Source organism: Clostridium sp. LS3, assembly GCF_055330225.1.
In genome coordinates, this window is record NZ_CM143921.1 from 1,295,336 (window position 1) to 1,319,973 (window position 24,638).

The 24,638-nt window shown below is 28.4% G+C and carries 27 protein-coding genes; all 27 read left to right on the forward strand.

The features are described from left to right. Positions 1-5: 5 nt before the first annotated feature. The 27 genes from ACZJV1_RS05905 (at position 6) to ACZJV1_RS06035 (ending at position 24,636) form a co-directional block, all read left to right on the forward strand. Positions 6-365 (forward strand): response regulator, encoded by a 360-nt coding sequence (locus tag ACZJV1_RS05905; RefSeq protein ID WP_411170314.1) that lies wholly within the window; start codon positions 6-8, stop codon positions 363-365. Between the two features lie 21 nt (positions 366-386). Continuing rightward, positions 387-785 carry a chemotaxis protein CheW gene (locus ACZJV1_RS05910; RefSeq protein ID WP_322413014.1) on the forward strand — a complete coding sequence of 133 codons (399 nt, stop codon included), beginning with the start codon at positions 387-389 and terminating at the stop codon, positions 783-785. A gap of 16 nt (positions 786-801) precedes the next feature. Beyond that, a complete protein-coding gene (gene fliM, locus ACZJV1_RS05915) occupies positions 802-1,797 on the forward strand; it encodes a flagellar motor switch protein FliM (protein ID WP_460288041.1) in 996 nt (331 codons plus the stop codon). Then, on the forward strand, positions 1,790-2,899 hold the full coding sequence (fliY, locus tag ACZJV1_RS05920) for a flagellar motor switch phosphatase FliY (protein WP_463651734.1): 1,110 nt from the start codon (positions 1,790-1,792) through the stop codon (positions 2,897-2,899). Before fliM ends, fliY begins: the two co-directional genes overlap by 8 nt. Positions 2,900-3,081: 182 nt before the next feature. Continuing rightward, complete coding sequence (locus ACZJV1_RS05925) at positions 3,082-3,363, forward strand: flagellar biosynthesis anti-sigma factor FlgM (RefSeq protein ID WP_322545457.1); 282 nt, start codon at positions 3,082-3,084, stop codon at positions 3,361-3,363. Then, positions 3,356-3,766 carry a flagellar protein FlgN gene (locus ACZJV1_RS05930; protein WP_463651735.1) on the forward strand — a complete coding sequence of 137 codons (411 nt, stop codon included), beginning with the start codon at positions 3,356-3,358 and terminating at the stop codon, positions 3,764-3,766. The genes ACZJV1_RS05925 and ACZJV1_RS05930 overlap by 8 nt, the downstream gene beginning before the upstream one ends. Positions 3,767-3,783: 17 nt before the next feature. Continuing rightward, on the forward strand, positions 3,784-5,619 hold the full coding sequence (gene flgK / locus ACZJV1_RS05935) for a flagellar hook-associated protein FlgK (RefSeq protein WP_463651736.1): 1,836 nt from the start codon (positions 3,784-3,786) through the stop codon (positions 5,617-5,619). 11 nt (positions 5,620-5,630) lie between these two features. Then, on the forward strand, positions 5,631-6,626 hold the full coding sequence (gene flgL, locus ACZJV1_RS05940) for a flagellar hook-associated protein FlgL (RefSeq protein ID WP_463651737.1): 996 nt from the start codon (positions 5,631-5,633) through the stop codon (positions 6,624-6,626). Between the two features lie 13 nt (positions 6,627-6,639). Further along, positions 6,640-7,059, forward strand: a complete 420-nt coding sequence (gene fliW, locus ACZJV1_RS05945; protein ID WP_463651738.1) for a flagellar assembly protein FliW — start codon at positions 6,640-6,642, stop codon at positions 7,057-7,059. A gap of 19 nt (positions 7,060-7,078) precedes the next feature. Further along, on the forward strand, positions 7,079-7,303 hold the full coding sequence (csrA, locus tag ACZJV1_RS05950; protein WP_463651739.1) for a carbon storage regulator CsrA: 225 nt from the start codon (positions 7,079-7,081) through the stop codon (positions 7,301-7,303). A 107-nt stretch (positions 7,304-7,410) separates the two neighbouring features. Continuing rightward, complete coding sequence (locus tag ACZJV1_RS05955) at positions 7,411-7,761, forward strand: flagellar protein FlaG (protein WP_463651740.1); 351 nt, start codon at positions 7,411-7,413, stop codon at positions 7,759-7,761. Positions 7,762-7,776: 15 nt separating this feature from the next. Next, positions 7,777-8,067 (forward strand): hypothetical protein, encoded by a 291-nt coding sequence (locus tag ACZJV1_RS05960; RefSeq protein WP_463651741.1) that lies wholly within the window; start codon positions 7,777-7,779, stop codon positions 8,065-8,067. Positions 8,068-8,080: 13 nt separating this feature from the next. Further along, entirely contained in the window at positions 8,081-8,461 is a 381-nt protein-coding gene (fliS, locus tag ACZJV1_RS05965; protein WP_463651742.1) for a flagellar export chaperone FliS, read from the forward strand. Between the two features lie 129 nt (positions 8,462-8,590). Further along, a complete protein-coding gene (gene fliD / locus ACZJV1_RS05970; protein WP_463651743.1) occupies positions 8,591-10,651 on the forward strand; it encodes a flagellar filament capping protein FliD in 2,061 nt (686 codons plus the stop codon). A gap of 9 nt (positions 10,652-10,660) precedes the next feature. Beyond that, a complete protein-coding gene (locus ACZJV1_RS05975) occupies positions 10,661-10,990 on the forward strand; it encodes a flagellar protein FliT (protein WP_463651744.1) in 330 nt (109 codons plus the stop codon). Positions 10,991-11,159: 169 nt separating this feature from the next. Continuing rightward, positions 11,160-11,987, forward strand: coding sequence for a flagellin N-terminal helical domain-containing protein (locus ACZJV1_RS05980; RefSeq protein ID WP_463651745.1), 828 nt, complete (start codon positions 11,160-11,162; stop codon positions 11,985-11,987). Positions 11,988-12,509: 522 nt separating this feature from the next. Next, positions 12,510-13,337, forward strand: coding sequence for a flagellin N-terminal helical domain-containing protein (locus ACZJV1_RS05985; protein WP_463651746.1), 828 nt, complete (start codon positions 12,510-12,512; stop codon positions 13,335-13,337). Between the two features lie 524 nt (positions 13,338-13,861). After that, positions 13,862-14,689 (forward strand): flagellin N-terminal helical domain-containing protein, encoded by an 828-nt coding sequence (locus tag ACZJV1_RS05990; RefSeq protein WP_463651747.1) that lies wholly within the window; start codon positions 13,862-13,864, stop codon positions 14,687-14,689. A 76-nt stretch (positions 14,690-14,765) separates the two neighbouring features. Next, the gene (locus ACZJV1_RS05995; protein ID WP_463651748.1) at positions 14,766-16,544 is read left to right on the forward strand and encodes a motility associated factor glycosyltransferase family protein; all 1,779 of its coding nucleotides are present in this window, start codon (positions 14,766-14,768) and stop codon (positions 16,542-16,544) included. Continuing rightward, entirely contained in the window at positions 16,544-16,837 is a 294-nt protein-coding gene (locus ACZJV1_RS06000) for a hypothetical protein (protein ID WP_463651749.1), read from the forward strand. Before ACZJV1_RS05995 ends, ACZJV1_RS06000 begins: the two co-directional genes overlap by 1 nt. 689 nt (positions 16,838-17,526) lie before the next feature. Further along, on the forward strand, positions 17,527-18,513 hold the full coding sequence (locus tag ACZJV1_RS06005; protein ID WP_463651750.1) for an NAD-dependent 4,6-dehydratase LegB: 987 nt from the start codon (positions 17,527-17,529) through the stop codon (positions 18,511-18,513). Positions 18,514-18,525: 12 nt separating this feature from the next. Next, positions 18,526-19,722, forward strand: a complete 1,197-nt coding sequence (locus tag ACZJV1_RS06010) for a LegC family aminotransferase (protein WP_463651751.1) — start codon at positions 18,526-18,528, stop codon at positions 19,720-19,722. Next, the gene (locus ACZJV1_RS06015; RefSeq protein ID WP_463651752.1) at positions 19,712-20,764 is read left to right on the forward strand and encodes a nucleotidyltransferase family protein; all 1,053 of its coding nucleotides are present in this window, start codon (positions 19,712-19,714) and stop codon (positions 20,762-20,764) included. The genes ACZJV1_RS06010 and ACZJV1_RS06015 overlap by 11 nt, the downstream gene beginning before the upstream one ends. A 1-nt stretch (position 20,765) precedes the next feature. Then, complete coding sequence (locus ACZJV1_RS06020) at positions 20,766-21,458, forward strand: acetyltransferase (protein WP_463651753.1); 693 nt, start codon at positions 20,766-20,768, stop codon at positions 21,456-21,458. A gap of 21 nt (positions 21,459-21,479) precedes the next feature. After that, complete coding sequence (gene neuB / locus ACZJV1_RS06025; protein WP_463651754.1) at positions 21,480-22,481, forward strand: N-acetylneuraminate synthase; 1,002 nt, start codon at positions 21,480-21,482, stop codon at positions 22,479-22,481. Beyond that, positions 22,478-23,659 (forward strand): UDP-N-acetylglucosamine 2-epimerase, encoded by a 1,182-nt coding sequence (neuC, locus tag ACZJV1_RS06030; protein ID WP_463651755.1) that lies wholly within the window; start codon positions 22,478-22,480, stop codon positions 23,657-23,659. The genes neuB and neuC overlap by 4 nt, the downstream gene beginning before the upstream one ends. Then, positions 23,656-24,636, forward strand: coding sequence for a Gfo/Idh/MocA family protein (locus ACZJV1_RS06035; protein WP_463651756.1), 981 nt, complete (start codon positions 23,656-23,658; stop codon positions 24,634-24,636). Before neuC ends, ACZJV1_RS06035 begins: the two co-directional genes overlap by 4 nt. Positions 24,637-24,638: the final 2 nt, after the last annotated feature.

Genomic DNA, 24,638 nt, shown 5'->3' on the forward strand with positions numbered 1-24,638 from the left:
TTAAAATGACAAAAGTTTTAATAGTTGATGATGCAGCTTTTATGAGAATGATGATAAAGGATATATTACAGAAGAATGGATTTGAAGTTGTAGGAGAAGCTTGCAATGGTATAGAAGCAGTAAATTTATATAAAAAAGAAAATCCAGATGTAGTTACAATGGATATAACAATGCCAGATATGGATGGAATAGAAGCAGTTAAAGAAATTAGAGAGTTTGATCCAGGAGCAAAAGTCATAATGTGTTCAGCTATGGGACAACAATCAATGGTTATGGATGCTATTAAGTCAGGTGCAAAAGATTTTATTGTTAAACCATTCCAAGCTGATAGAGTTTTAGAAGCAATAAGAAAGGTAGTTGGTTAGAACTATTTAGGAGGAAGTTAAATGCAATTTGTAATATTTAAACTAGGTGAAGAACATTTTGCAGTGGAGACAGATAAAATATTAAGTATAAATGATATGATGAGTATCACAAGAGTGCCTAAAGCTCCAAATTACATAAGAGGTTTAATAAATCTTAGAGGGAGCATAAAGTCTTTAGTTGATATAAACTTATTGTTAAATATAGAGTCTGATAAAAAACAAAACAACATAATAATATTAAAAGTTGATGAAGAGGAAATTGGAATATCTGTAGATGAGGTTGAGGAAGTTATAGATATAGATGAGTATAAGTTGCAAAAATTAGAAACACATAATACAGAAGGATATATAAAAGGGGTAATTGACCTAGAGGGTAAATTACTAACAATAATAGACATAGAGAAACTATTAAATCACTAGGAAATGAGGGAGAGAAATGGCAGAGGTTTTATCACAGAGTGAAATAGATGCTCTCTTATCTGCCCTATCTACAGGAGATGTTGAACCAGAAGAACTAAAAGAGAAAGAAGAAAAGCATAAAATAAAAAAATATGATTTTAGAAGTCCTCAGAAGTTTTCAAAAGATCATATTAGAACTTTAGAAATGGTACATGATGCTTTTGCAAGAATAATTAGCAATTATCTTTCTGGACAGCTTAGAAAACATGTTAAGGTAGATATTCAAAGCGTGGAGCAGATAACATACGAAGAATTCATTCACTCTATTCCAAATCCAACTATACTTACTGTATTTAAGATGCCACCTTTGCAAGGTAATATATTACTTGAAATGAATCCTCAATTTTCATTTCAAGTGTTAGATATACTTTTAGGAGGAACAGGAAATAGAGAAGAGAGTGCAAAAGAATTCTCTGAAATCGATAAAAATATTTTATCAAATATAACTTCAGAAATGATAAAGAGCTTAGTACTAGCTTGGGATGGTATATTAGATGTAAAGCCAGAGTTTGAAGTCCTTGAAACTAATCCATCGGCTAACCAAACTTTAGCACCTAATGAGCCTGTTGCTTTACTTAGTTTTTCAGTTGAATTAGGAAAAAGCACAACATATATGAATTTATGTATTCCATATTTAAGTGTTGAAAAAGTATTAGACAAACTTGTTGTTCAATATTGGTTTAAGGTTGATGAATCTGAGCTTGAAGATGAGTCTAGAGAAAAGCTTAAAAAAGGTATAGAGCCTGTAGAGGTAAATATGCATGTTGAGCTGGGGAAAACACAAATAAATGTTGATGACTTTTTAAAGTTAGTTAACGGTGACGTTTTAATTTTAGATTCTCAATATAGTGATCCAGTTAAAGTTTTTGTAGAAGATGAAGAATATTTTATAGCAAAACCTGGGACGATGGGAAAAAACATAGGAATAGAATTTTTAGATATTTTAGATAAGGATGTGATTGAGAATGAGTAATGGGTTTTTATCTCAAGAGGAAATAGACTCATTGTTAAATGGGAGCACAGAGAATAAAGAGCCTGTGGCAATATCTGATATAGAGAAAGATCTTTTGGGGGAAATTGGAAACATATCCATGGGATCAGCATCAACAGCTCTTTATCAAATTATTAATAAACAAGTAAATATAACAACTCCAAAAGTAAAAATTACAACATTAAGAGAAATTAAAGATGGATTCAAATATCCTAATATAATTTTGGATGTAGAATATGTATCGGGAATAACTGGAAGAAATATATTAATAATGCAAACTAAAGATGCAGCTGTAATTGCGAATCTTATGATGGGCGGAGATGGACAAGTTGAAACTACTGAATTATCAGAAATAGAAGTAAGTGCTGTTCAAGAGGCGATGAATCAAATGATTGGTTCAGCAGCTACATCTATGGCAACTATGTTTGCAAGAGAAGTAAATATATCACCTCCAAAATCAAAAATATGGAATGATATAGCACAAAATATATCAGAGGACATACCAGAAGATGAAAAAATTGTAGAGGTATGTTTTGATTTAACTATAGAAGGGTTATTAAACTCTAATATAATGCAAATATTACCTATAAACACTGCGAAAAAAATAGTATCAATAATGATGGGTGAAGATGAAGAAGTTGCGACTGAAGTTGATACGGAAAAAGTTGTAAATGAAACTAAGCAAAATAAAGAAAATAGCAGTAATTCATATAATATAGAAGAAAAGCCTATTCATATTGTGGAAGAAAGAAAAGTAGAAAAACCTGTAGAAGTACATGGAGCTACCTTTGCACCTCTTTCACAAGGAAATATAGGAGAATCTCATAAAAATATTGATTTAATACTAGATGTTCCATTAAATGTTTCTGTTGTTTTAGGAAGAACAAAAAAGAGCATTAAAGATATATTAAACTTAAGTACAGGGTCTTTAATAGAATTAGATAAACTTGCAGAAGAACCTGTAGAAGTATTAATAAATGGCAAAAAAATAGCTTACGGTGAAGTTGTAGTTGTAGATGAAAATTTTGGAGTTAGAATAACTAGTATTATAAGTGGTGCAGATAGAATAAAATCACTTAAATAAATATATTTAAAGAAACTATATCAAATTAATTTGATATAGTTTTTTTGTATTAGATAAATTTAACTTAAAGGAAATGCTAACAGATAAAATATAAGTGAAATTAACTATTTTCAATTAATGTATAAACTTATAACTAAGAAATACGATAAATAAATATATAAGAATATTATTAGGAGGAGATTATGAATATTAAAGGTGTAGGTTATACAAATGGAATTAACTATTATAATAAAGTAACTTCTAATAAAATAGATAGATTAGAAAAGAAACAATCTTATGATAGGATTGAATTATCAGAAGTAGCTAGAACATTAAATGATTATTCAGTAAATGATGTTAATTATGATAATAGTAAGAAAATTTTAGAAATTAAAAACATGATTCACAATGGAGTATATAAATGTGATGCAAAGCTTATTGCTAAAGAAATGATATATACCATGAGAGGACAAAAATATGATTAATAATCTAAAGAATGTACTTATGGATGAAGAAACAGAATTAAATGAATTATTAGTTTTATTAGATAAACAATATAAATTAATTATAAATAAAGATGTATTTGGAATGGAGTCTATAGTAGAAGAGATAAAGCTGAAAAATAAAACTGTAGCAGAAATTGAGGTCAATAGAAGAAGGGTTTTAGGAAAACACTCTATCAAAGAGGTAATAGAAGATTCAAAGGATAGTGATTTAGATGATATATACAGAAGAATACAAAAACTATTAAATGAAATGATACTTCAAAAGGATACAAATGAGTTACTAATAAAACAACAATTAAGCTTTACAAATAAGCTTTTAAATTTATTAAATCCTAAGAGAGATGTACCTGTATATAATTCCTATGGAACTATAAAGAGGTAGTAAGCGGAGGCGAAGAGATGTCAGGATTATTTTCAACATTTAATATAGCAAAAAGAGGTATGAATGTACAACAAAAAAGTATAGATGTAACTTCTCACAATATTGCAAATTCTAATACCGTTGGGTATTCGAGACAAAGAGCTAAAATAGAAACAACTAAACCCTTTGGTGGACCATCAATGGGATCATCAATTCAACCTGGTCAAATGGGAACAGGTGCACAGATACAAGCTATAGAAAGAGTAAGAGATAACTTTTTAGATTATCAAGTAAGAGGAGAAAATTCTGTATTAGGGAAGTATGATTTAAGAAATAACTTTCTTTATGAAGTAGAAAGTGTTTTTAATGAACCATCAGACACAGGAATTTCAACATTAATGGGAAAGTTTTTTGATTCTTTTCAAGAATTATCTAAGCAACCTAACAGTTCAAATGCTAGAACTGTAGTGGCTCAGCAAACAGCAGCATTAACAGATGCTTTAAATGCTACCTATACAAAGCTTGAAGGCTTACAAACTAATTCACAAGATATGCTTAAAAGTTCAGTTACTGAAGTGAACAGCTTATTGGAGCAACTAGATAGAGTAAATCAAGAAATAATCAGTGTTACTGTAGCAGGAAATACACCAAATGATTTAATGGATAAAAGAGATTTACTGTTAGATCAACTAAGTTATAAATTTTCAATACAAGTTGATAAAAGAGAATTTAATGGTATAGATTTAAAACCAACGGAAGTTGGTAGTATGAAAGCTCCACTTTTAGTTAATTCTAGGCCTAATGGTGATGCAGCAAGATTTTCATATGTAACTAATGTAGAACTAGATACTAGTGATTTTTCTGGGAAAACTTATATAGTTACATATTACAAAAATGGAAATGTGGATAGTGATGCTAATAAGCAAACTTTAAAAGTGACAGGAATAACTCCAGAGCAAGCTAAAGAGATTAAAGATAATAGAATTATATGGGCAGATAAAAATGGTCAAGCAGCTAAAGGAGATGGATATCCAATAAGAGATGGAGAAGTTATAAGTTATTCTCAACTTATGGTGTTCAAGCCTCAATCTGGAAATGTTAATGGATTAGTATCTGTTCAAAAAGATATAGAAGATTACATGAATCAATTAAACAAATTAGCCAAAGCAATGGCTTTTTCAGTAAATGCAATTCACAGTGGAATTGAAGATCCTCTAAATAACACAGCAGGAGCTGAAAAAGATTTTCTTCCTTTCTTTGTTAATAAGGATATAGCTAAATATGGAGGGAATGGAGTTTTAGGAAATTTAGATCAAACATTACTGGCTGAGAAAGATATAACAGCTAAAAATATTTCTGTAAATAAGGAAATATTAGAAGATGTAATGAAGATAAAAACTAAAACCCATGATGATTTATTTCCATATACTCATGAAAATATTATGGATGGAGATAGCGATGGAGCTAGAGCTTTAGCCATTGCACAACTTAGAGATTCATTAATAAGAATTCAAGATATAAATGAAACTGTAATAACAAGAAAAGATATGTTTGATAAATTTAAAGGAGGAAATTCCCTTTTAAATAATGGACTTAAAATTGAAAACAGCACTTCAGGAATGAAAATGGATTCTTACTTTAAAGACACTATAGATAGATTAGGAGTACAAACACAGGAAGCTCAAAGAATGGTAACAAATCAAGAAGATTTATTATATAGCATAGAGGAAAGTAGAGCATCTGTATCAGGTGTAAATTTAGATGAAGAAATGGCTAATTTAGTGCAATTCCAACATGCATATAATGCAAATGCAAAGATAATATCAACAGTAGATGAACTTTTAGATGTAATAGTAAACGGCTTAAAGAGATAGGAGGTAAGTAAATGAGAATTACAAATCAGATGATGAGCAAAAGTTTCTTAAAAGACCTTGGTAGAAATCAAGGTTATATGAAAAAATTAAACGATCAGCTTACTTCAGGAAAGGAAATTAGAAGACCTTCAGATAATCCTTTTAAAGTAGCTAGAAGTATGCAATTGCATAGAGATATAGGAGCGAATGTTCAATATAATGAAAATATAAAAGATACAACAAACTGGCTAGATACAACTGATACAGCTTTAGAACAATTAGGAAATAGCTTTCAAAGATTTAGAGAACTTATGGTTTCGGCGGGTAATGCGGCTTATGGAAGTGATGAGAAAAAAGCTATTAAAGATGAAATGAATGAAAAAATAAATGAAATATCACAAATACTAAATACAAGTTTTGATGGTAAATATATATTTGGGGGAACTAAAGGAAGTTCTAAGCCAGTAGGATCAAATAAAGATATAGCAACAGGAAATAATTTTATTTATTTGAGTGGTAAAAATGGCGAAAACTTAGAACTTGATAATTTAGATCCAGAAGTTGAAAATCAAATAAATATGATTAATAAGAAACTTAGTGTTGAAGTTTCTCAAGGCGTTGTTATGGATTATAGTGTCTCAGCAACAGATTTACTTTTATTTAAAGATAAAAGTGGTGCTGATGTAAATGTAATCAATCTACTTAAAGAAATAACAAACAACGTAGCATCAGATGATCCGAAAGATAGCCAAAAGGTAACGAATGAAAATTTAAAGGTTATGGATGAAGCAATGTCAAATCTTTTAAAGATAAGAGCAGAGGTAGGTTCAAAACAAAATAGAATGGAATCAGCAGGAAATCAAAATGAAGAACAAAATTTTAACTTGAAGGATATTTTATCACAAACAGAAGATATAGATTTTGCAGAAAAAAATATTCAAGCAACAGTAGCTCAAAGTGTATATATGGCATCTCTTCAAGTAAGTGCAAAGATAATTCAACCATCACTATTAGATTTCCTAAGATAGGAGAAGATATAATATGGAATTAATATCACCAATACACGGAAAAATGATATATAAAGATGAGGAAATAATAAACTTTGCAAAAGGAATACCAGGTTTTGATAATTTAAAAAAATATATAATAAAAGAAGTAGAAAGTGATAGTCCTTTTTATATATTACAATCAGTAGAAGATAACGATATAGGTTTTATAATAATTTCTCCATTTTTTATACATAATGATTATGAAGTAAAATTAAGTGAAGAAATTATAAAAAAGCTAAATATAGAAAATCCAGAAGATGTTTTACTATACTCAATTGTAACATTAAATTCTAAAGTAGAAGATATAACAGCAAATTTAAAGGCACCTCTAGTAATAAATATAAAAAACAAAAAAGGGGAACAATATATTATAGATAAAGAAAAATATAGTATAAAAGAAAAAATATATTAATTAAAAAGGTGGGTTAAATTTGTTAGTTATAACAAGAAAAAAAGGAGAGTCAGTTTTAATAGGTGATGATATAGAGATTTCAATTTCTAAAATCGAAGATGGAAGTGTAAAACTTGCAATAAAAGCACCTAAAGAAATGACTATATTAAGAAAAGAGCTTTATGAAGAAGTTCAAAATGAAAACAGAGAAGCAACTAAAATTAATGTAAATCTAGATATATTAAAAAGTATTAATAAAAAATAAATATCGTTAACTAATTTTAAATAATATTATAGAAAATATATATTAAATTGATTTAAATTATAAATTATAATTTTTAAATTATTAATTTAAAGAAAGGAGGAATAAAAATGGATATGAAGGTTACAAGTCAAGGAGGACAAGCTAACCTAAATGCAGTAAAAAATGTAGAAGTTAAGCAAGTTGTAGTGAACAAGGATGTAGTTGAAGCTATAACAGCTAAGGATAAAGGATATAGAGAAGAAGATATAACAAAGGCTATAGACAAATTAAATAAATTTCTAAAAGATGAACATACCTATGCAGAGTATTCCATCCACGAAAAGCTTGGAGATGTAATGATTAAAATAATAAATGAAGATACGAAAGAAGTAATAATGGAATGTCCACCTAAGAAAATATTAGACCTAGTAGCAAAAATGTGTGAGCTAGTAGGAGTTGCAATAGACAAAAAGGCTTAATAGGGAGGGATAACTATGAATTTCTTACTAAATAAAATAGACACAGACCTTAGAAGAAAAATTTATGAAAAAACAAAAGATGGTAAGGTTCATAGAAAATCAAGCATAATCATTAATAAAGATAGCGAAAAGCAGAAGAAAAAGTTTTTTGATGAATATGTAAAGGAAGAAAGAAAACAAATGGAGCACAATAAAATTACTGTTGATGCTACAAAGTTAGAAAAGCCCACTATAAGCCTTAATGGTGAAAAAGAAGAAAACTTAAATGCAATTGGCTATGGCACCTTTTTAGATGTTAAAAAGTAGGAGGAAACAATAAATGTATGGTAATAATGCATTAAACGTATATAAAAATAACAGCGTAAATTACGCATCAAAAGAGCAACTATTATTAATGTTAGTAGATGGAGCTGTAAAGTTTTCTAAAATAGCAAGAGAAGCATTGGCAGATAAAGATATAAAGAAAAGCCACGAAAACTTAGTGAAAGTTCAAAATATATTTACAGAGTTAATGATAAGTTTAGATGAAAATGCTGGAGAGTGGGCGAAACAAATATATCAGGTTTATGATTTTATAAAAACAAGGTTAGTAGAAATAAATTTGAAAAAGGATGTAAATGCTATGGATGAGCTTATACCAGTAATAGAAAGCGTAAGAGATACATGGTATGAAGCATATGAAATATCAAAGAGAAGTTAAGAAATGAATTAAAAAGTGAAAAGGTTAAGGAATAAACTACTAAGTAGTTTAGAAAAACGTATAGTTTAGCATAGCTGAATTATTTCAATAACTCTTCACTTTTCACATTATTTACGGGGGGTTTAAAAAGTGAGAATAACAGGTTTAGCTTCAGGTTTAGACATGGATCAAATAGTTAAGGATTCCATGAAGCCTTATAGAATAAAAATAGATAAAAAAGGACAAGAAAAAGAGATACTTGAAATAAAGCAAAAACTTTATAGAGAAGTTATTAAAGATTCAAAAGAGTTTTATAATAAATATTTTGATGTAGCGAATAAAGATAGCTTATTGCTTACTAAAAATTGGACAACTACAAAATTACAGTCTTCCAATGAAAATGTATTAACTGTTACAGGTGGTAGTGATGCAAAGCCAGAGAACTACACAATTACTGGAACTACAGCTACAGCAGCAAAAATGGTTGTGACAGAAGATGATATGAGGGCACTTATAAGTGATAATAAAATTGTAATAAATGGAAAAGAATTTGCTTTAGAGGGAACTACAGAAAAAGAAAAAACTACTAATTTAACTAAAGAATTAAAAAAAGCAGGAATTAATGTTTCTGTTAGATATAGTGATTTTGCAGGAACTGCAGAAGGTGTCAATAATAATAAAAAAGGATTTATATTTGAATCTACAGTTTTAGGAAAAGATAGTGCCTTTACAATTGGAGGAACCTTTAGTCCTACTGATCCTGGAGTGAAAGTTCCAGGTAAAAATGCAACGGCTGCAACTATAAGTGGATTTTCAGTAAATGATTTAAAAAATTCAAGTGGTAAGTTAATTGTAAATGGTGAAGAAATAACTGTAGAAATTAATGATACACTTATAAACTCAGATATAGAAAAGTTATTACAAAATAAATTAGATGGAAAGAAATTAACTGCTAAAATTGATGAAAGTGGAAATATTACATTTAGTAGTACAGTTTTAGGTAGTACAGTTGTAAATCCTAATATTGAGATAGATGGTAAAAGTGGAACTTTTATACCAGGAGAAGATGCAACTAAGAGTACTAACACTTTAGACATAAGCTCTATAGCTAATAAAATATCTATTAATGGTAATGTTATTGATTTATCTAAAAAAGACCCATCTGAGGACTTGGAAACTTACTTGAATAAAGTTTTAAAAGAACAAGGAATAAATATTATTGCTAGCTTAAGTGAAGATAAAACCAGTATAGTATTAACTTCTAATAAAGCTGGAGCAGATTATAAAGTAGATGTAGCTATTGTACCAGCTGATGCCAAAGTTTCTGATCCAGCTAGAAGTGCAGAGATTACATTTAAAGATAGCAAGGGTGGAGTTTATACACATAAAGGGAATTCTAATACTATAACTTTAGATGGAGTAACATTTAAATTTACAGGAGACATACCTACAGGTGAGAAAATAGATGTAAATGGTAAAAAAGATGTTACAGCAGTTAAAGATAAATTAGTTAATTTTATAAATGACTATAATAAGTTAACAGAAAAGTTAAACACTTTAACTACTGAAAAAAGAAATAAAAGCTTTATGCCATTAACAGAAGAGCAAAAGAAGGGAATGTCAGAAAGTGAAATAAAGCTTTGGAATGAAAAAGTGCAAAAGGGTCAATTAAGTAGAGATCAGGATTTAACAAGGATATCTAATAGTATGAAGCAATCCATGAGAAATTTAGTTAGTGGAGTAGGAGCTAACTTAGAAAAAGTAGGAATAAAACCTGTAGCAGATTATTCTGGAGTTTTAAATGGAACCTTCACAATAGACGAAAGTAAGCTTTCAGATGCTTTAGAACAAAATCCAGAAGAAGTAATGAATTTATTTATAAAAGCAAAACCAACTGAAGAAGGACTATCTGATAGTAAAAAATATGCAGAAACTGGAATTATGCAAAGACTAAAAGATGTATTATACAATGAAACTGTAACTGTAACATCACCTATAATTAAAAAAGCAGGGATTGAAGGATCTTCAATTGCATATACAAATGAAATAACAAAATCAATAAAAAAATATGAACAAAAGATGCAAGATATGGAAAAGGACTTTTCTCGAAGAGAGCAAGCTTTATATACTAAATACTCAAAGTTAGAAACTATTATGAATAAATATAATTCTCAACAAGGCTATTTAGCGCAACAATTGGGAATGAAATAAGGAAATACTATGATAAATAATATATTAGAAAGTTATAAGAAGATAACAGAAAATATTATAATAAATATAAAAAATGATATAGATATAGGCGAGCTGATGGATAAAAGAGAAAGACTAATAAAAGAATTATTTAAAGATGAAAGTATAAGTAATGATAATATAAAAGAATTATATTTATCAATGGGATTATTAGAGTTAGATGAAAAGTTAAAGAATGCAATAGAAGATGAACAAAGAAAGGTCAAAGAAGAAATTGCAAGTTTACACAAAAGAAAAAATGCAAATAATGCTTATGGAAATAATAAAAGAGTAAATAGCTTTTTTAATGCAAAAATTTAAAAAAATTTAAATTCACTATAAAGTTCAATTTTTTTGTACGAAATATATAATATGAGCTTAAGTAAATTAAAGCTCTATATAGAGAATTTCTCCACCAAAATGGTAGGAGTTCTAAATATAAAATATAAGACAAGGATGTCAATTACAAAAATCAAGGAGGAATTTTATTATGATTATTAATCACAATATGAACGCGTTAAACGCACACAGAAATATGGGAGTTAACAACAATGCAGCAGGAAAAGCTATGGAGAAATTATCTTCAGGTTTAAGAATAAACAGAGCTGGTGATGACGCTGCAGGACTTGCAATTTCAGAAAAAATGAGAGGTCAAATCAGAGGATTAGATCAAGCATCAAGAAACTCTCAAGATGGTATTTCTTTAATCCAAACTGCAGAAGGTGCTTTACAAGAAACTCACTCAATTCTTCAAAGAATGAGAGAATTAGCAGTTCAAGCATCTAATGATACTAACATAGGCGATGATAGAGATCAAATTGGTAAAGAAGTTGTTCAATTACAACAAGAAATAAATAGAATAGCTACTCAAACACAATTTAACAAAAAGAATTTATTAAATGGTTCAGCATCAAGTGTTAAGTTCCAAGTTGGAGCAAACTCAAATCAAATGGTTTCATTAGCAATTGCTACAATGACTGTTTCAGCTTTAGGAGTAGATGCAGCAAAAGTAAAAATAGATACTGCAGCTAAAGCATCTGGTATAACAGCAATGATAGATACTATAAATACTGCTATTGATAAGGTTTCAGGAGAAAGAGCTAAGCTAGGAGCAATGCAAAATAGATTAGAACATACAATAAACAATGTTAATACATCTTCTGAAAACTTAACAGCAGCAGAATCAAGAGTTAGAGATGTTGATATGGCTAAGGAAATGATGAACTTCTCAAAGAGCAACATTCTTAACCAAGCAGCTCAAGCTATGCTTGCACAAGCAAACCAACAACCACAAGGTGTTCTTCAATTATTAAGATAAGCGACACTCCAAATTTTATATTTGGCTAAGTGGAGCTTACTCATCCGACTTTGGAGGAGGAGTCTCCTTTAGGAATTTAATAAAAGAAAAACTAAGAGCCGGAGTTAAAACTCTGGCTCTATTTTATTTTGACCTTCTTTTAGTTCTATTAAAGAAAGTATAAGTAATGATAATATAAAAGAATTATATTTATCATATGGGTTATTAGAACTTGATAATAAGTTAAAAAAACTATTGAGGAAGAACAGTTTAAAGTGAAAGAAGAAATAAAAAATCTTCATAAAATGAAAAGCGCAAATAATGCTTATGGAAATAATAAAAGAGTAAATAGCTTTTTTAATGCAAAAATTTAAAAAAATTTAAATTCACTATAAAGTTCAATTTTTTTGTACGAAATATATAATATGAGCTTAAGTAATTTAAAGCTCTATATAGAGAATTTCTCCACCAAAATGGTAGGAGTTCTAAATATAAAATATAAGACAAGGATGTCAATTACAAAAATCAAGGAGGAATTTTATTATGATTATTAATCACAACATGAATGCGTTAAACGCACACAGAAATATGGGAGTTAACAACAATGCAGCAGGAAAAGCTATGGAGAAATTATCTTCAGGTTTAAGAATAAACAGAGCTGGTGATGACGCTGCAGGACTTGCAATTTCAGAAAAAATGAGAGGTCAAATCAGAGGATTAGATCAAGCATCAAGAAACTCTCAAGATGGTATTTCTTTAATCCAAACTGCAGAAGGTGCTCTACAAGAAACTCACTCAATTCTTCAAAGAATGAGAGAATTAGCAGTTCAAGCAACTAATGACACTAACATAGGCGATGATAGAGCTCAAATTGGTAAAGAAGTAGTTCAATTACAACAAGAAATAGATAGAATAGCTACTCAAACACAATTTAACAAAAAGAATTTATTAAATGGTTCAGCTACAAGTGTTAAGTTCCAAGTAGGAGCAAACTCAAACCAAATGGTTTCATTAGCAATTGGAAAAATGACTGTTTCAGCTTTAGCAGTAGATGCAACAAAAGTAAAAATAGATACTGCAGTATCAGCAGCTAGTATAACAACAATGATAGATACTATAAATACTGCTATCGATAAAGTTTCAGGAGAAAGAGCTAAGCTAGGAGCAATGCAAAATAGATTAGAACATACAATAAACAATGTTAATACATCTTCTGAAAACTTAACAGCAGCAGAATCAAGAGTTAGAGATGTTGATATGGCTAAGGAAATGATGAACTTCTCAAAGAGCAACATTCTTAACCAAGCAGCTCAAGCTATGCTTGCACAAGCAAACCAACAACCACAAGGTGTTCTTCAATTATTAAGATAAGCGACACTCCAAATTTTATATTTGGCTAAGTGGAGCTTGCTCATCCGACTTTGGAGGAGGAGTCTCCTTTAGGAATTTAATAAAAGAAAAACTAAGAGCCGGAGTTAAAACTCTGGCTCTATTTTATTTTGACCTTCTTTTAGTTCTATTAAAGAAAGTATAAGTAATGATAATATAAAAGAATTATATTTATCATATGGGTTATTAGAACTTGATAATAAGTTAAAAAAACTATTGAGGAAGAACAGTTTAAAGTGAAAGAAGAAATAAAAAATCTTCATAAAATGAAAAGCGCAAATAATGCTTATGGAAATAATAAAAGAGTAAATAGCTTTTTTAATGCAAAAATTTAAAAAAATTTTAAATTCACCATAAAGTTCAATTTTTTTTGTACGAAATATATAATATGAGCTTAAGTAACTTAAAGCTCTATATAGAGAATTTCTCCACCAAAATGGTAGGAGTTCTAAATATAAAATATAAGACAAGGATGTCAATTACAAAAATCAAGGAGGAATTTTATTATGATTATTAATCACAACATGAATGCGTTAAACGCACACAGAAATATGGGAGTTAACAACAATGCAGCAGGAAAAGCTATGGAGAAATTATCTTCAGGTTTAAGAATAAACAGAGCTGGTGATGATGCTGCAGGACTTGCAATTTCAGAAAAAATGAGAGGTCAAATTAGAGGATTAGATCAAGCATCAAGAAACTCTCAAGATGGTATTTCTTTAATCCAAACTGCAGAAGGTGCTTTACAAGAAACTCACTCAATTCTTCAAAGAATGAGAGAATTAGCAGTTCAAGCATCTAATGACACTAACATAGGCGATGATAGAGATCAAATTGGTAAAGAAGTAGTTCAATTACAACAAGAAATAAATAGAATAGCTACTCAAACACAATTTAACAAAAAGAATTTATTAAATGGTTCAGCTACAAGTGTTAAGTTCCAAGTAGGAGCAAACTCAAACCAAATGGTTTCATTAGCAATTGCTACAATGACTGTTGAAGCTTTAGGAGTAAAAGCATCAGTGGTAAAAATAAATACTTCAGCTACAGCAGCTGGTATAACAGCAATGATAGATACTATAAATACTGCTATTGATAAAGTTTCAGGAGAAAGAGCTAAGCTAGGAGCAATGCAAAATAGATTAGAGCATACAATAAACAATGTTAATACATCTTCTGAAAACTTAACAGCAGCAGAATCAAGAGTTAGAGATGTTGATATGGCTAAGGAAATGATGAACTTCTCAAAGAGCAATATTCTTAACCAAGCAGCTCAAGCTATGCTTGCACAAGCAAACCAACAACCACAAGGTGTTCTTCAATTATTAAGATAATAATTAAATTGAAAGGTACTGATTTTCAGTACCTTTTTTTATTTAAGTTTCATTTAATTGTATCGATAATATGAATATGAAACTAGATAAGGAGTTGATTAATATAGACAATAAGCTTAAATATAATATAGAAATTGAAAAAAGTAGGGATAATAGAGATATATTAAAAATTTTAACAGAGAATAAAAGCATATATTTAGGAAGTAAATATTCTGTTACTAGAGATATAGATAATTTAAAAAAAATTATAATTGATAATTCTGATGAAAATATCATAATCATAGGATTAGCCACAGGAGAATATATAAAAGAGATTAATAATTATGTGAAAAATTATAACAAAATTATTATCCTAGAACCTAATATAGAAGTTTATAATTTATATATTAAAGATAATAAAGAATCTTTTGAAAATATAATAGTTTTGCCTCTGTCTAGTGAATATATAGATTTAATAGATTTATATGTAAGTAGTATTGCTTTAGATGCATTTAGAATATACGAATATCCAAATTATAAAAATATTTATATTCAGGAAATTTATGAAATATACAATATTATTAGAAATTCAACTAGGCAAAAAATTATAAATAGAAATACAAATATGGCTTTCTCAAGAATTTGGTTTGAAAGTACAGTGTCTAATTTGAAATATCTATATAAAAGTAAAATGATTAACGAAATTAGAAATACATATAAAAATAAACCAGCTATTATAGTGTCTGCAGGGCCATCTTTATCTAAAAATATAAAACAAGTTAAAAATTTTGAGGATAAGGCAATTATTTTTACTGGTGGAAGAACGTTGAGATCTTTAATAGAAGAAAATATAGAACCTGATTTTTTATCTATAATTGATGCGCATGAAGTATCTTATGAGCTTGTAGATGGTATAATTGAAAAAAATAATTCTACATTAGTACACTCAGAAATTCTTCCAACTAAAGTTTTAAAACTACATAATGAAAAAAGAATATTTTATCCATACTCACCATGGATTAAAGAATTAGTGGATAATCCCAATTATCAATTTACTTATAGCTCTGTAGCACATACTTGCACGAAGTTAGCTATCTATATGGGGTGTAATCCTATTATATTTATTGGACAAGATTTGGCTTATACTGATGATAAAGTTCATGCAGATAATGCTAGATTCACTCAAGAAAAATATAAGGAAAAAGAAAATATAAGTAAGGTAATAAGTGAATCTGATATTTATGTTAAAGATATTTACGGAAATCTTGTTAGAACTAGTATGTCACTTGATCTTTTCAGACAACAATTTGAAGAGATTATAAAGGAAAATCCACATGTAAAGTTCATTAATTCCACAGAAGGTGGAGCTAATATTAAAGGAACTGAAGTTAAAAATTTAATGGAAAATAAAGATGTGTTTGATAAGATGCCTAGAAAAGACTTAGTTAATATAAATTATAGTGATATGAATAATGCTTTAAACAAAGAAGATACAGAAAAGATATTTAGTAATAGTATTAAATATCTAGGGAAGCTTATTGAACTTTTAAAAAATGCAGTTAAACAAAATGAAAAATATTACAGTCATTTTGTAAGTAAAAATAAAGTTTTAAAGAGTTCATTAAAAGTATTAGACGAAGCGGATATGATGATTAAGAATATACCTGATAATATTAAATTTATACAGTATCTATTTGCAGAAACAATAGATATTATTTTATATAATCCTTGTTATAAAATAAAAGATACAGATTCAGAACTTCAAAAAGCAAATAAAATATATAAAAAGAGTAAAATTTTGTATAAGAATATTCTGAATGAGGCTGAATATGCTTTAAATTATATAAAAAAAGAATTAGAAGAGGTGGATATATAATGAATATATGTGAGTTTGCTAATAATTTAATTGAATTAATAAATGAAAATAATGAAGAAATTAGAAAAAATTCAGGGCAATTAAATTATAATGTGTTTTATAGTATAGTAGAATATTTAGATGTATTTATAAAGGAAGTAGCTATAAATGAAGAATATGAAGTTAATATAGAAAGATTTAATGAAATACTTAATGAGATATTAGAATCTTTTAAAAACAAAGATTTCATATTAATAACAGATTTATTTGAATATGAGTTGATTGAAGAGATTAAAAAGACTATTACATTTTAAATATTTAAAATAAGTATATTTATATAGATTTGATAAGAAGAGGTCTTTTAATATGAATAATAAGAAGTTAGAATTATGTAATGTATATTATGAAAATCTAGAGTCATTAAAGAACAATGGATTAATAGAATTACCTTAATGTACCTAAAGAATGCAAGTTTTGAAGATTTAGTGTAGAAGGTTAAATATTAAAGCTATACTATAAAGAAGTTTATTAGCATAACGATAATTTAAACATAAATAGATAAATTAATGAATGTAGTAAAGGGCATACCAAGAGATTTAAACTACGAAAAAGAAGCTATAGAGAATACATTAAAAATAACAGAGGAACCAATAAAAGGTCTTGTAGAACTTATTTAATGTTATTTCAATATTTAATTCATTCTTGTGCAAATGTTATAAGTGCAAGTAATTTCGAAACTTATACTTTAGAGAGTATAAAGTTGAATTTAGATTGTAATAAGAAAATGTTAGAGCCTATGCTAAAGCATACGGAATTGGTAATAAGTGTGTATAAAAATGAAAAAAAACAGTTAGAATTTATGAAGACATAGAATAGTTTTATGAACCTTTATTTAGAAAGAGTAATCTGAATAGAGGTTTGATTTTTATTTTAATTTATTATAGTATAAAGGTGTTAACAACACTATGTTAATAAAGATATTACTAAGAAGGTAGAGGTTTTTATGAAAAAAGTATTAGTAACAGGTGCAGATGGATTTATAGGAAGTCATTTAACAGAAGCTTTGTTAGAAGAGGGACATGATGTTAAAGCATTTACATATTACAATTCATTTAATTCGTGGGGATGGTTAGATACAATAGATGGAACTAAATTAAAAGAGATAGAAGTTTTTACAGGTGATATAAGAGATCCAAATGGTGTAAGAGAAGCCATGAAGGGGATAGATGAAGTATTTCATTTAGCTGCACTAATAGCAATTCCTTTTAGCTATCATTCTCCAGATGCATATGTAGATACAAATATAAAGGGAACATTGAATGTATTGCAAGCAGCAAAAGAGTTAGATACTAATAGAATATTAGTAACTTCAACTTCAGAGGTTTATGGAACAGCGAAGTATGTGCCTATAGATGAGAGTCATCCATTTCAAGGACAATCACCATATTCTGCAACAAAAATAGGAGCGGATAGAATAGCAGAATCATTTTATAGAAGTTTTAATATGCCAATAACTATAGTTAGGCCTTTCAATACATATGGACCAAGACAGTCTGCAAGAGCCGTTATTCCTACAATAATAACACAATTGCTCTCAGGTAAAAAAGAAATTAAATTAGGTTCATTAACACCTACAAGAGATTTTAACTATGTCAAAGATACAGTTAATGGATTCGTGGAAATTGCTAAGTCACATAGAACTATTGGTGAAGAGATAAATATAGCTACTCAACAGGAAATTTCAATCAAACAATTAGCTGAGGAGTTAATAAGACAGATAAATCCAAATGTTAGAATATTATGCGATGATAAAAGATTAAGACCAGAAAAAAGCGAGGTCAATAGATTGTTGGGTTCTAACAAAAAAATTAAGGACTTAACTACTTGGAATCCTAATTATACTTTTGAACAAGGTATAAAAGAGACTATTAAGTGGTTTGAAAATCCTACAAATTTAGCTAGATATAAAGCAGATATATATAATCTTTAATGGGGTGATTTTATGGATAAGTTTATTCCACTTTCAGTTCCAAATTTAAAAGGAAATGAATTGAAATATGTAGTAGATGCAGTGGAACAAGAGTGGGTATCTACTGGTGGAGCTTATATAAGTAAGTTTGAAAAAGAAATCTCGAAATATATAAAAGTAAAATCAGCTGTTGCTTGTCAAAGTGGGACTGCAGGTTTACATTTATCATTATTATTAAGTAATGTAGGATTTAATGATGAAGTAATTGTTCCAACATTAACATTTATTGCGGCTGTAAATCCTGTAAAATATGTAGGTGCAGAACCAATTTTTATGGATTGCGATGACTCATTAACAATGGATGTAGAGAAATTAAGAAAGTTCTGTGAAGAAGAATGTAATAGCATAGATGGAAAGTTAATTAATAAAAAATCTAAAAAACATATAAAAGCAGTCATAGTAGTACATGTATTTGGTAATATAGCCGATATGGAAAGTTTGATGGAAGTTGCAAAAAAATATAACTTGAAGGTTATTGAGGATGCTACTGAAGCATTAGGGTCATATTTTATAGATGGAAAATATAAAGGTAAATTTGCAGGAACAATAGGAGACTTTGGAGTTTACTCATTTAATGGAAATAAAATTATTACTACAGGAGGTGGGGGGATGTTAGTATCTAATAATGATGAATTATTAGATAAAGCAAAATATCTTTCTACACAAGCAAAAGATGATTTGTTATATTATATTCATAATGAAATAGGTTATAACTATAGAATGACTAATTTACAAGCGGCTTTAGGTGTAGCACAATTAGAGCAATTAAATAAATTTATTGATATAAAAAAGCAAAATTATCATTTATATAAGAAACAAATAAATAATATACAAGGACTAGAAATTCTAGATTTTAAAAATAATATATCATCGAATTATTGGTTTTATTCCTTACTAATTGATTATAATAAATATCCACTAAATAGGGACAAACTAATTGAGTTTTTACAAGAGCAGGGAATTCAAACAAGACCTATTTGGGGGCTTATACATATGCAAAAACCATATAAAGACTGTCAGTATTATAAGATAGATAAAGCCGAGTATTATATAAAGAATGTCTTGAATATTCCATGTGGTAGCAATCTAGAAAAAACTGATGTAGAGTTTGTGATACAAAAGTTAAAGGATGCTCATTGTCCTAGAAAGTCGGTTGGCTATGAACATTAGTGAAATTATTATTGATGAAAAGTATACAATTAGACAAGTAATTAAAAAATTAGATGATACTGCAAAAAAAATATTATTAGTAGAGAAAAATAACAAGCTAAAAGGTGTAATAACTGATGGTGATGTAAGAAGATGGATATTAAAAAATGGAGATTTAAATGCAAGCTCTACAGCAATAATAAATTATAACCCTATATACATAACAGAAAATGATAGAAAATATTCAAGAAACATAATGAGAGATAATTCTATTAGTTCTATTCCAGTTGTTGATACTAATGGGAAAATAAATTCTATTGTATTTTGGGATGATTTTCAAATGGAAGAGATAGATAGTAGAATTAAATTAGACATACCAGTTGTAATAATGGCAGGTGGATTAGGAACTAGATTATATCCCTATACTAAAATATTACCTAAAGCTCTTATTCCAATTGGGGATATACCAATTGTAGAACGAATAATAAATAAATTCAGTGATTTTGGGTGCAGTGAATATATTTTAACTGTAAATTATAAAAAAAATATGATAAAGTCCTATTTTGGAGAATTGGACAAAAATTATGAAGTATCATATATAGAAGAGGATAAACCATTGGGGACTGGAGGTAGTTTATATTTATTAAAGGATAAAATAAATAAAACATTTTTTCTCTCAAATTGTGATATATTAATAGATGCTGATTACGAGAGCATTTATAAGTATCATAAAGAGTCCAAAAACTTAATTACTATGATATGCGCAGTTAAAAATTTGACTATACCTTATGGAGTTGTAAAACTAGATGAAAAAGGAGAAATCAAGAACATGGTTGAAAAACCGGAATTCTCATTTTTAACCAATACTGGTATGTATTTAGTAGAATCAGAGGTATTAGATAGAATTCCTAAGAATCAGTTTATAGGATTTCCTGATATTATAGAAAAATGTAGGAGTCAATGTGGAAAAGTTGGTGTATATCCAATCACAGAAAAATGCTGGATGGATATGGGCCAAATAGATGAAATGCAGGAAATGATACAAAGAATAGGAGTGAAGTAATATGTATAATAATAAATGGGGTGGGCTACCAATTGTTATTTTTGGTACTTCAGGAATATCTAAAGAAGTGAAATGTATTTTAGATGAAATTAATAATAAAAATTATGAAAAACAATATAATTTTATAGGATATATTGGTGAATCTAAGGAAAAAGTAGGAGAACTGTTTTGCGGAGATAAAATAGTAGCATGTGATGCAGATTTTAAAGAAATTTCATCTAAATATACACAAATAGGAGTGGTTATTCCTATTGGTACTCCGAATATTAAAGAAAAAATTTATAATAAATTAAGTGATTGTTCTAACCTTGTTTATCCTAATATTATTTCTCCAAGTGCTAAAGTTATGGATTATAGTAGAGTTAAGCTAGGTAAAGGAAATATAATTGCTTCTGGGGCAATATTAACTACTGATATAGAAATTGGAGATTTTAATCTTATTAATATTAACTGTACAGTTGGTCATGATGTAAGTATAAAGGATTACTGTGTAGTAAACCCACTATCATCTATCTCAGGAAATGTTACTATAGGTTCAAAAGTATTAGTGGGAGCAGGCTCTGCAATAAAGCAGGGATTAAAGATAGGTGAAAATAGTATTATTGGATTAGGGGCATTTGTTGTAAAGAACGTTGAAGCTAATGTTGTAATGGTATGTCCATCAGCAGAGGAATTAAAGGTAAAGGATAAATAGATTGAAGGTGAAGTTATATAAATGAATGACGATGTATTTATTATAGCTGAAGCTGGAGTAAATCATAATGGTAATATAAATTTAGCATATAAAATGGTTGATGCTGCAGTTGAAGCGAGAGTAAACGCAATAAAATTTCAAACGTTTAAAGCCGATAAAGTGGTTTCAAAATTCGCTAATAAAGCAGAATATCAAAAAAATAATACTGCAGGCGAGGAATCACAATTAGAGATGGTAAAGAAACTAGAATTATCTTTTGAGGATTTTAAGAAGTTAAAGGAATACTGTGATAGTAAGGGGATAATTTTTTTATCAACTGGGTTTGATTTTGAAAGTTTAGACTTTTTAAAAGGATTAGAAATGAATATTTTTAAAATTCCATCAGGAGAAATAACTAATTTACCTTATTTAATAAAGGTAGCTAAATTAGGCGGTAAAATAGTAATATCAACTGGAATGAGTAATGAAGAAGAGATAGATTTTGCTTTAAAAATATTAAGAGAAAATGGTGCGAATGATATTACAGTTCTTCATTGTAATACTGAATACCCAACACCTATTGAAGATGTTAACTTAAGAGCTATGGTAACTATAAAGGAGAAATTTGGAGTAGATGTCGGATACTCAGATCATACTCTAGGAATTGAGGTACCCATAGCAGCAACTGCTATGGGAGCAACTATAATAGAAAAGCACTTTACGCTAGATAAGGATATGGATGGACCAGATCATAAAGCAAGTGTAGAGCCAAAAGAATTAAAGGAAATGGTACTTAAAATAAGAAATATTTCGAAAGCTTTAGGAAGTGGTGAAAAGGTTGCTAGCAAATCTGAGGAAAAGAATAAGAATATAGCAAGAAGAAGTATAGTAGCTAAAAATAATATAAAAAAAGGAGAAATCTTTAATGAAGATAATATTACTTTAAAGCGTCCAGGTGGAGGTATATCACCTATTTACTGGTTTAATGTACTAGGAAAAAAAGCTAATAAAGATTTTCAAGAAGATGAGCAAATAAAATTATGAGAAAAAGAATAGCAATTATTACTGGAACAAGAGCCGAATATGGATTACTTAAACCTTTGATAGATATAATTAAAAATGATGATGACTTTGATTTAAAAGTAATAGTAACAGGAGCACATCTCTCGCACGAGTTTGGATATACATATAAGGAAATTGAATCAGATGGAGTTATAATTGATGAAAAAGTAGAAATTTTGATGAGTTCAGATTCTACTGTAGGTGTAAGTAAATCATTAGCTCTTTCAATAATGAGTTTTTCGGAAGTATTTGAGAGAATAAAACCAGATATGGTTTTGGTCTTAGGAGATAGATATGAAATTTTTGGAGCTGCATCGGCTGCTTGCATTGGAAAGATACCAATAATACATCTTTGTGGGGGAGAGACTACAGAAGGTGCTTTTGATGAAATTTTTAGGCATTGTATAACAAAAATGAGCTACTTACATTTTACTACTACAGAAGAATATAGAAAAAGGGTAATACAATTAGGAGAGAATCCTGATAGAGTATTTAATTTTGGCGCAATAGGTGTAGAAAATATAGTAAAAATGAATCTTTTAAAAAAGAATAATTTAGAGGAAAAAATAAAGTTTTCTCCTGAAAAGCCATATGGACTAGTTACATTTCATCCAGTAACCCTTGAAAAAAAATCTTCACAAGAACAGTTCCAAGAACTTTTAATGGCATTAGATGAAGTTAAAGATATGAATTTTATTATAACAAAAGCTAATGCAGATAGTGATGGCAGAATAATTAATAAGATGATTGATGAATATTGCGAGAAAAATAATAGTAGAATTATAAGTTTTACCTCAATGGGACAATTAAAGTATTTAAGTGCAATGAAATATTGTTCTATGGTTATAGGAAATTCATCTAGCGGAATAGTAGAAGCACCTAGTTTTAATAAGCCTACTATAAATATAGGGGATAGACAAAAAGGTAGAGTGCAAGCACTCTCAACTATTAATTGTGAGCCAGTTAAAAGAGATATTTTAAGGGCTATTGAATTAGCTAGAACGACTGATTTTTTAAATAGTATAAAACATGTTAATAATCCATATGGTGATGGAAATAGTTCTTTAAAAATAGTTGAAAAAATTAAAGAAGTATTTTGGCAAGATATAAATTTAAAAAAGAAATTTTATAACATTAAATTAAATATAGGTGAGATATGAAAATACTAGTTATAGGCTTAGGGTCAATGGGAAAAAGAAGAATAAGGCTAATAAGAGATAATTTTAAATATATAGAGGTTATTGGAATAGATATTAGTAAAGATAGAAGATGTGATGTAGAAGGAAAATTTAATATTAAAACTTATGATAACATATCAGATGCAGTATATAGAGAAAAACCTATAGCTAGCATGATATGCACTTCGCCGTTATCACATTATAAAATAATATTAGAATGCTTAGAAAATAATCTTCATGTTTTTACTGAAATTAACTTAGTCAAAGATGGATATGAAGATATAATTAGTTTAGCTAAAAATAATGGATTGGAGTTATTTTTATCGTCAACTATGTTATATAGAAATGAAATAGACTATATAAAGAAAAAAGTTAAAACTTCTAATGAAAAGTTAAATTATATCTATCATGTTGGTCAGTATTTACCAGATTGGCATCCATGGGAAGATTACAAGAACTTTTTTGTTAATGAAAAGAGAAGTAATGGATGTAGAGAAATATTTGCAATAGAGATGCCGTGGATAATAAAAACTTTTGGCGAAATAAAATCAATTAATGTAATTAAAAATAAAATAAGCAAGTTACATTTAGATTATTACGATTCATATATTGTTTCTTTAGAACATTGTGATGGTAATAAAGGTGTATTTTGTGTAGATGTAGTATCTAGAAAAGCTATAAGGAAATTAGAGGTATATGGAGAAAATTTACATATTTTTTGGGAGGGCACACCTAATTCTTTAATGGAATTAGATTTAAATACTAAAGAACTGAAAGAAATTAAAACATATGAACTAATAGATAGAGATATTAAATATGCTGATAATATAATTGAAAATGCTTATTTAGATGAAATAAAAACTTTTATAGATAAAATAAATGGCAAAAATCAAGAAAGATATACTTTTGATGATGATTTATATGTATTAAGCATAATAGATAAGATTGAAGGTGAGTAAGA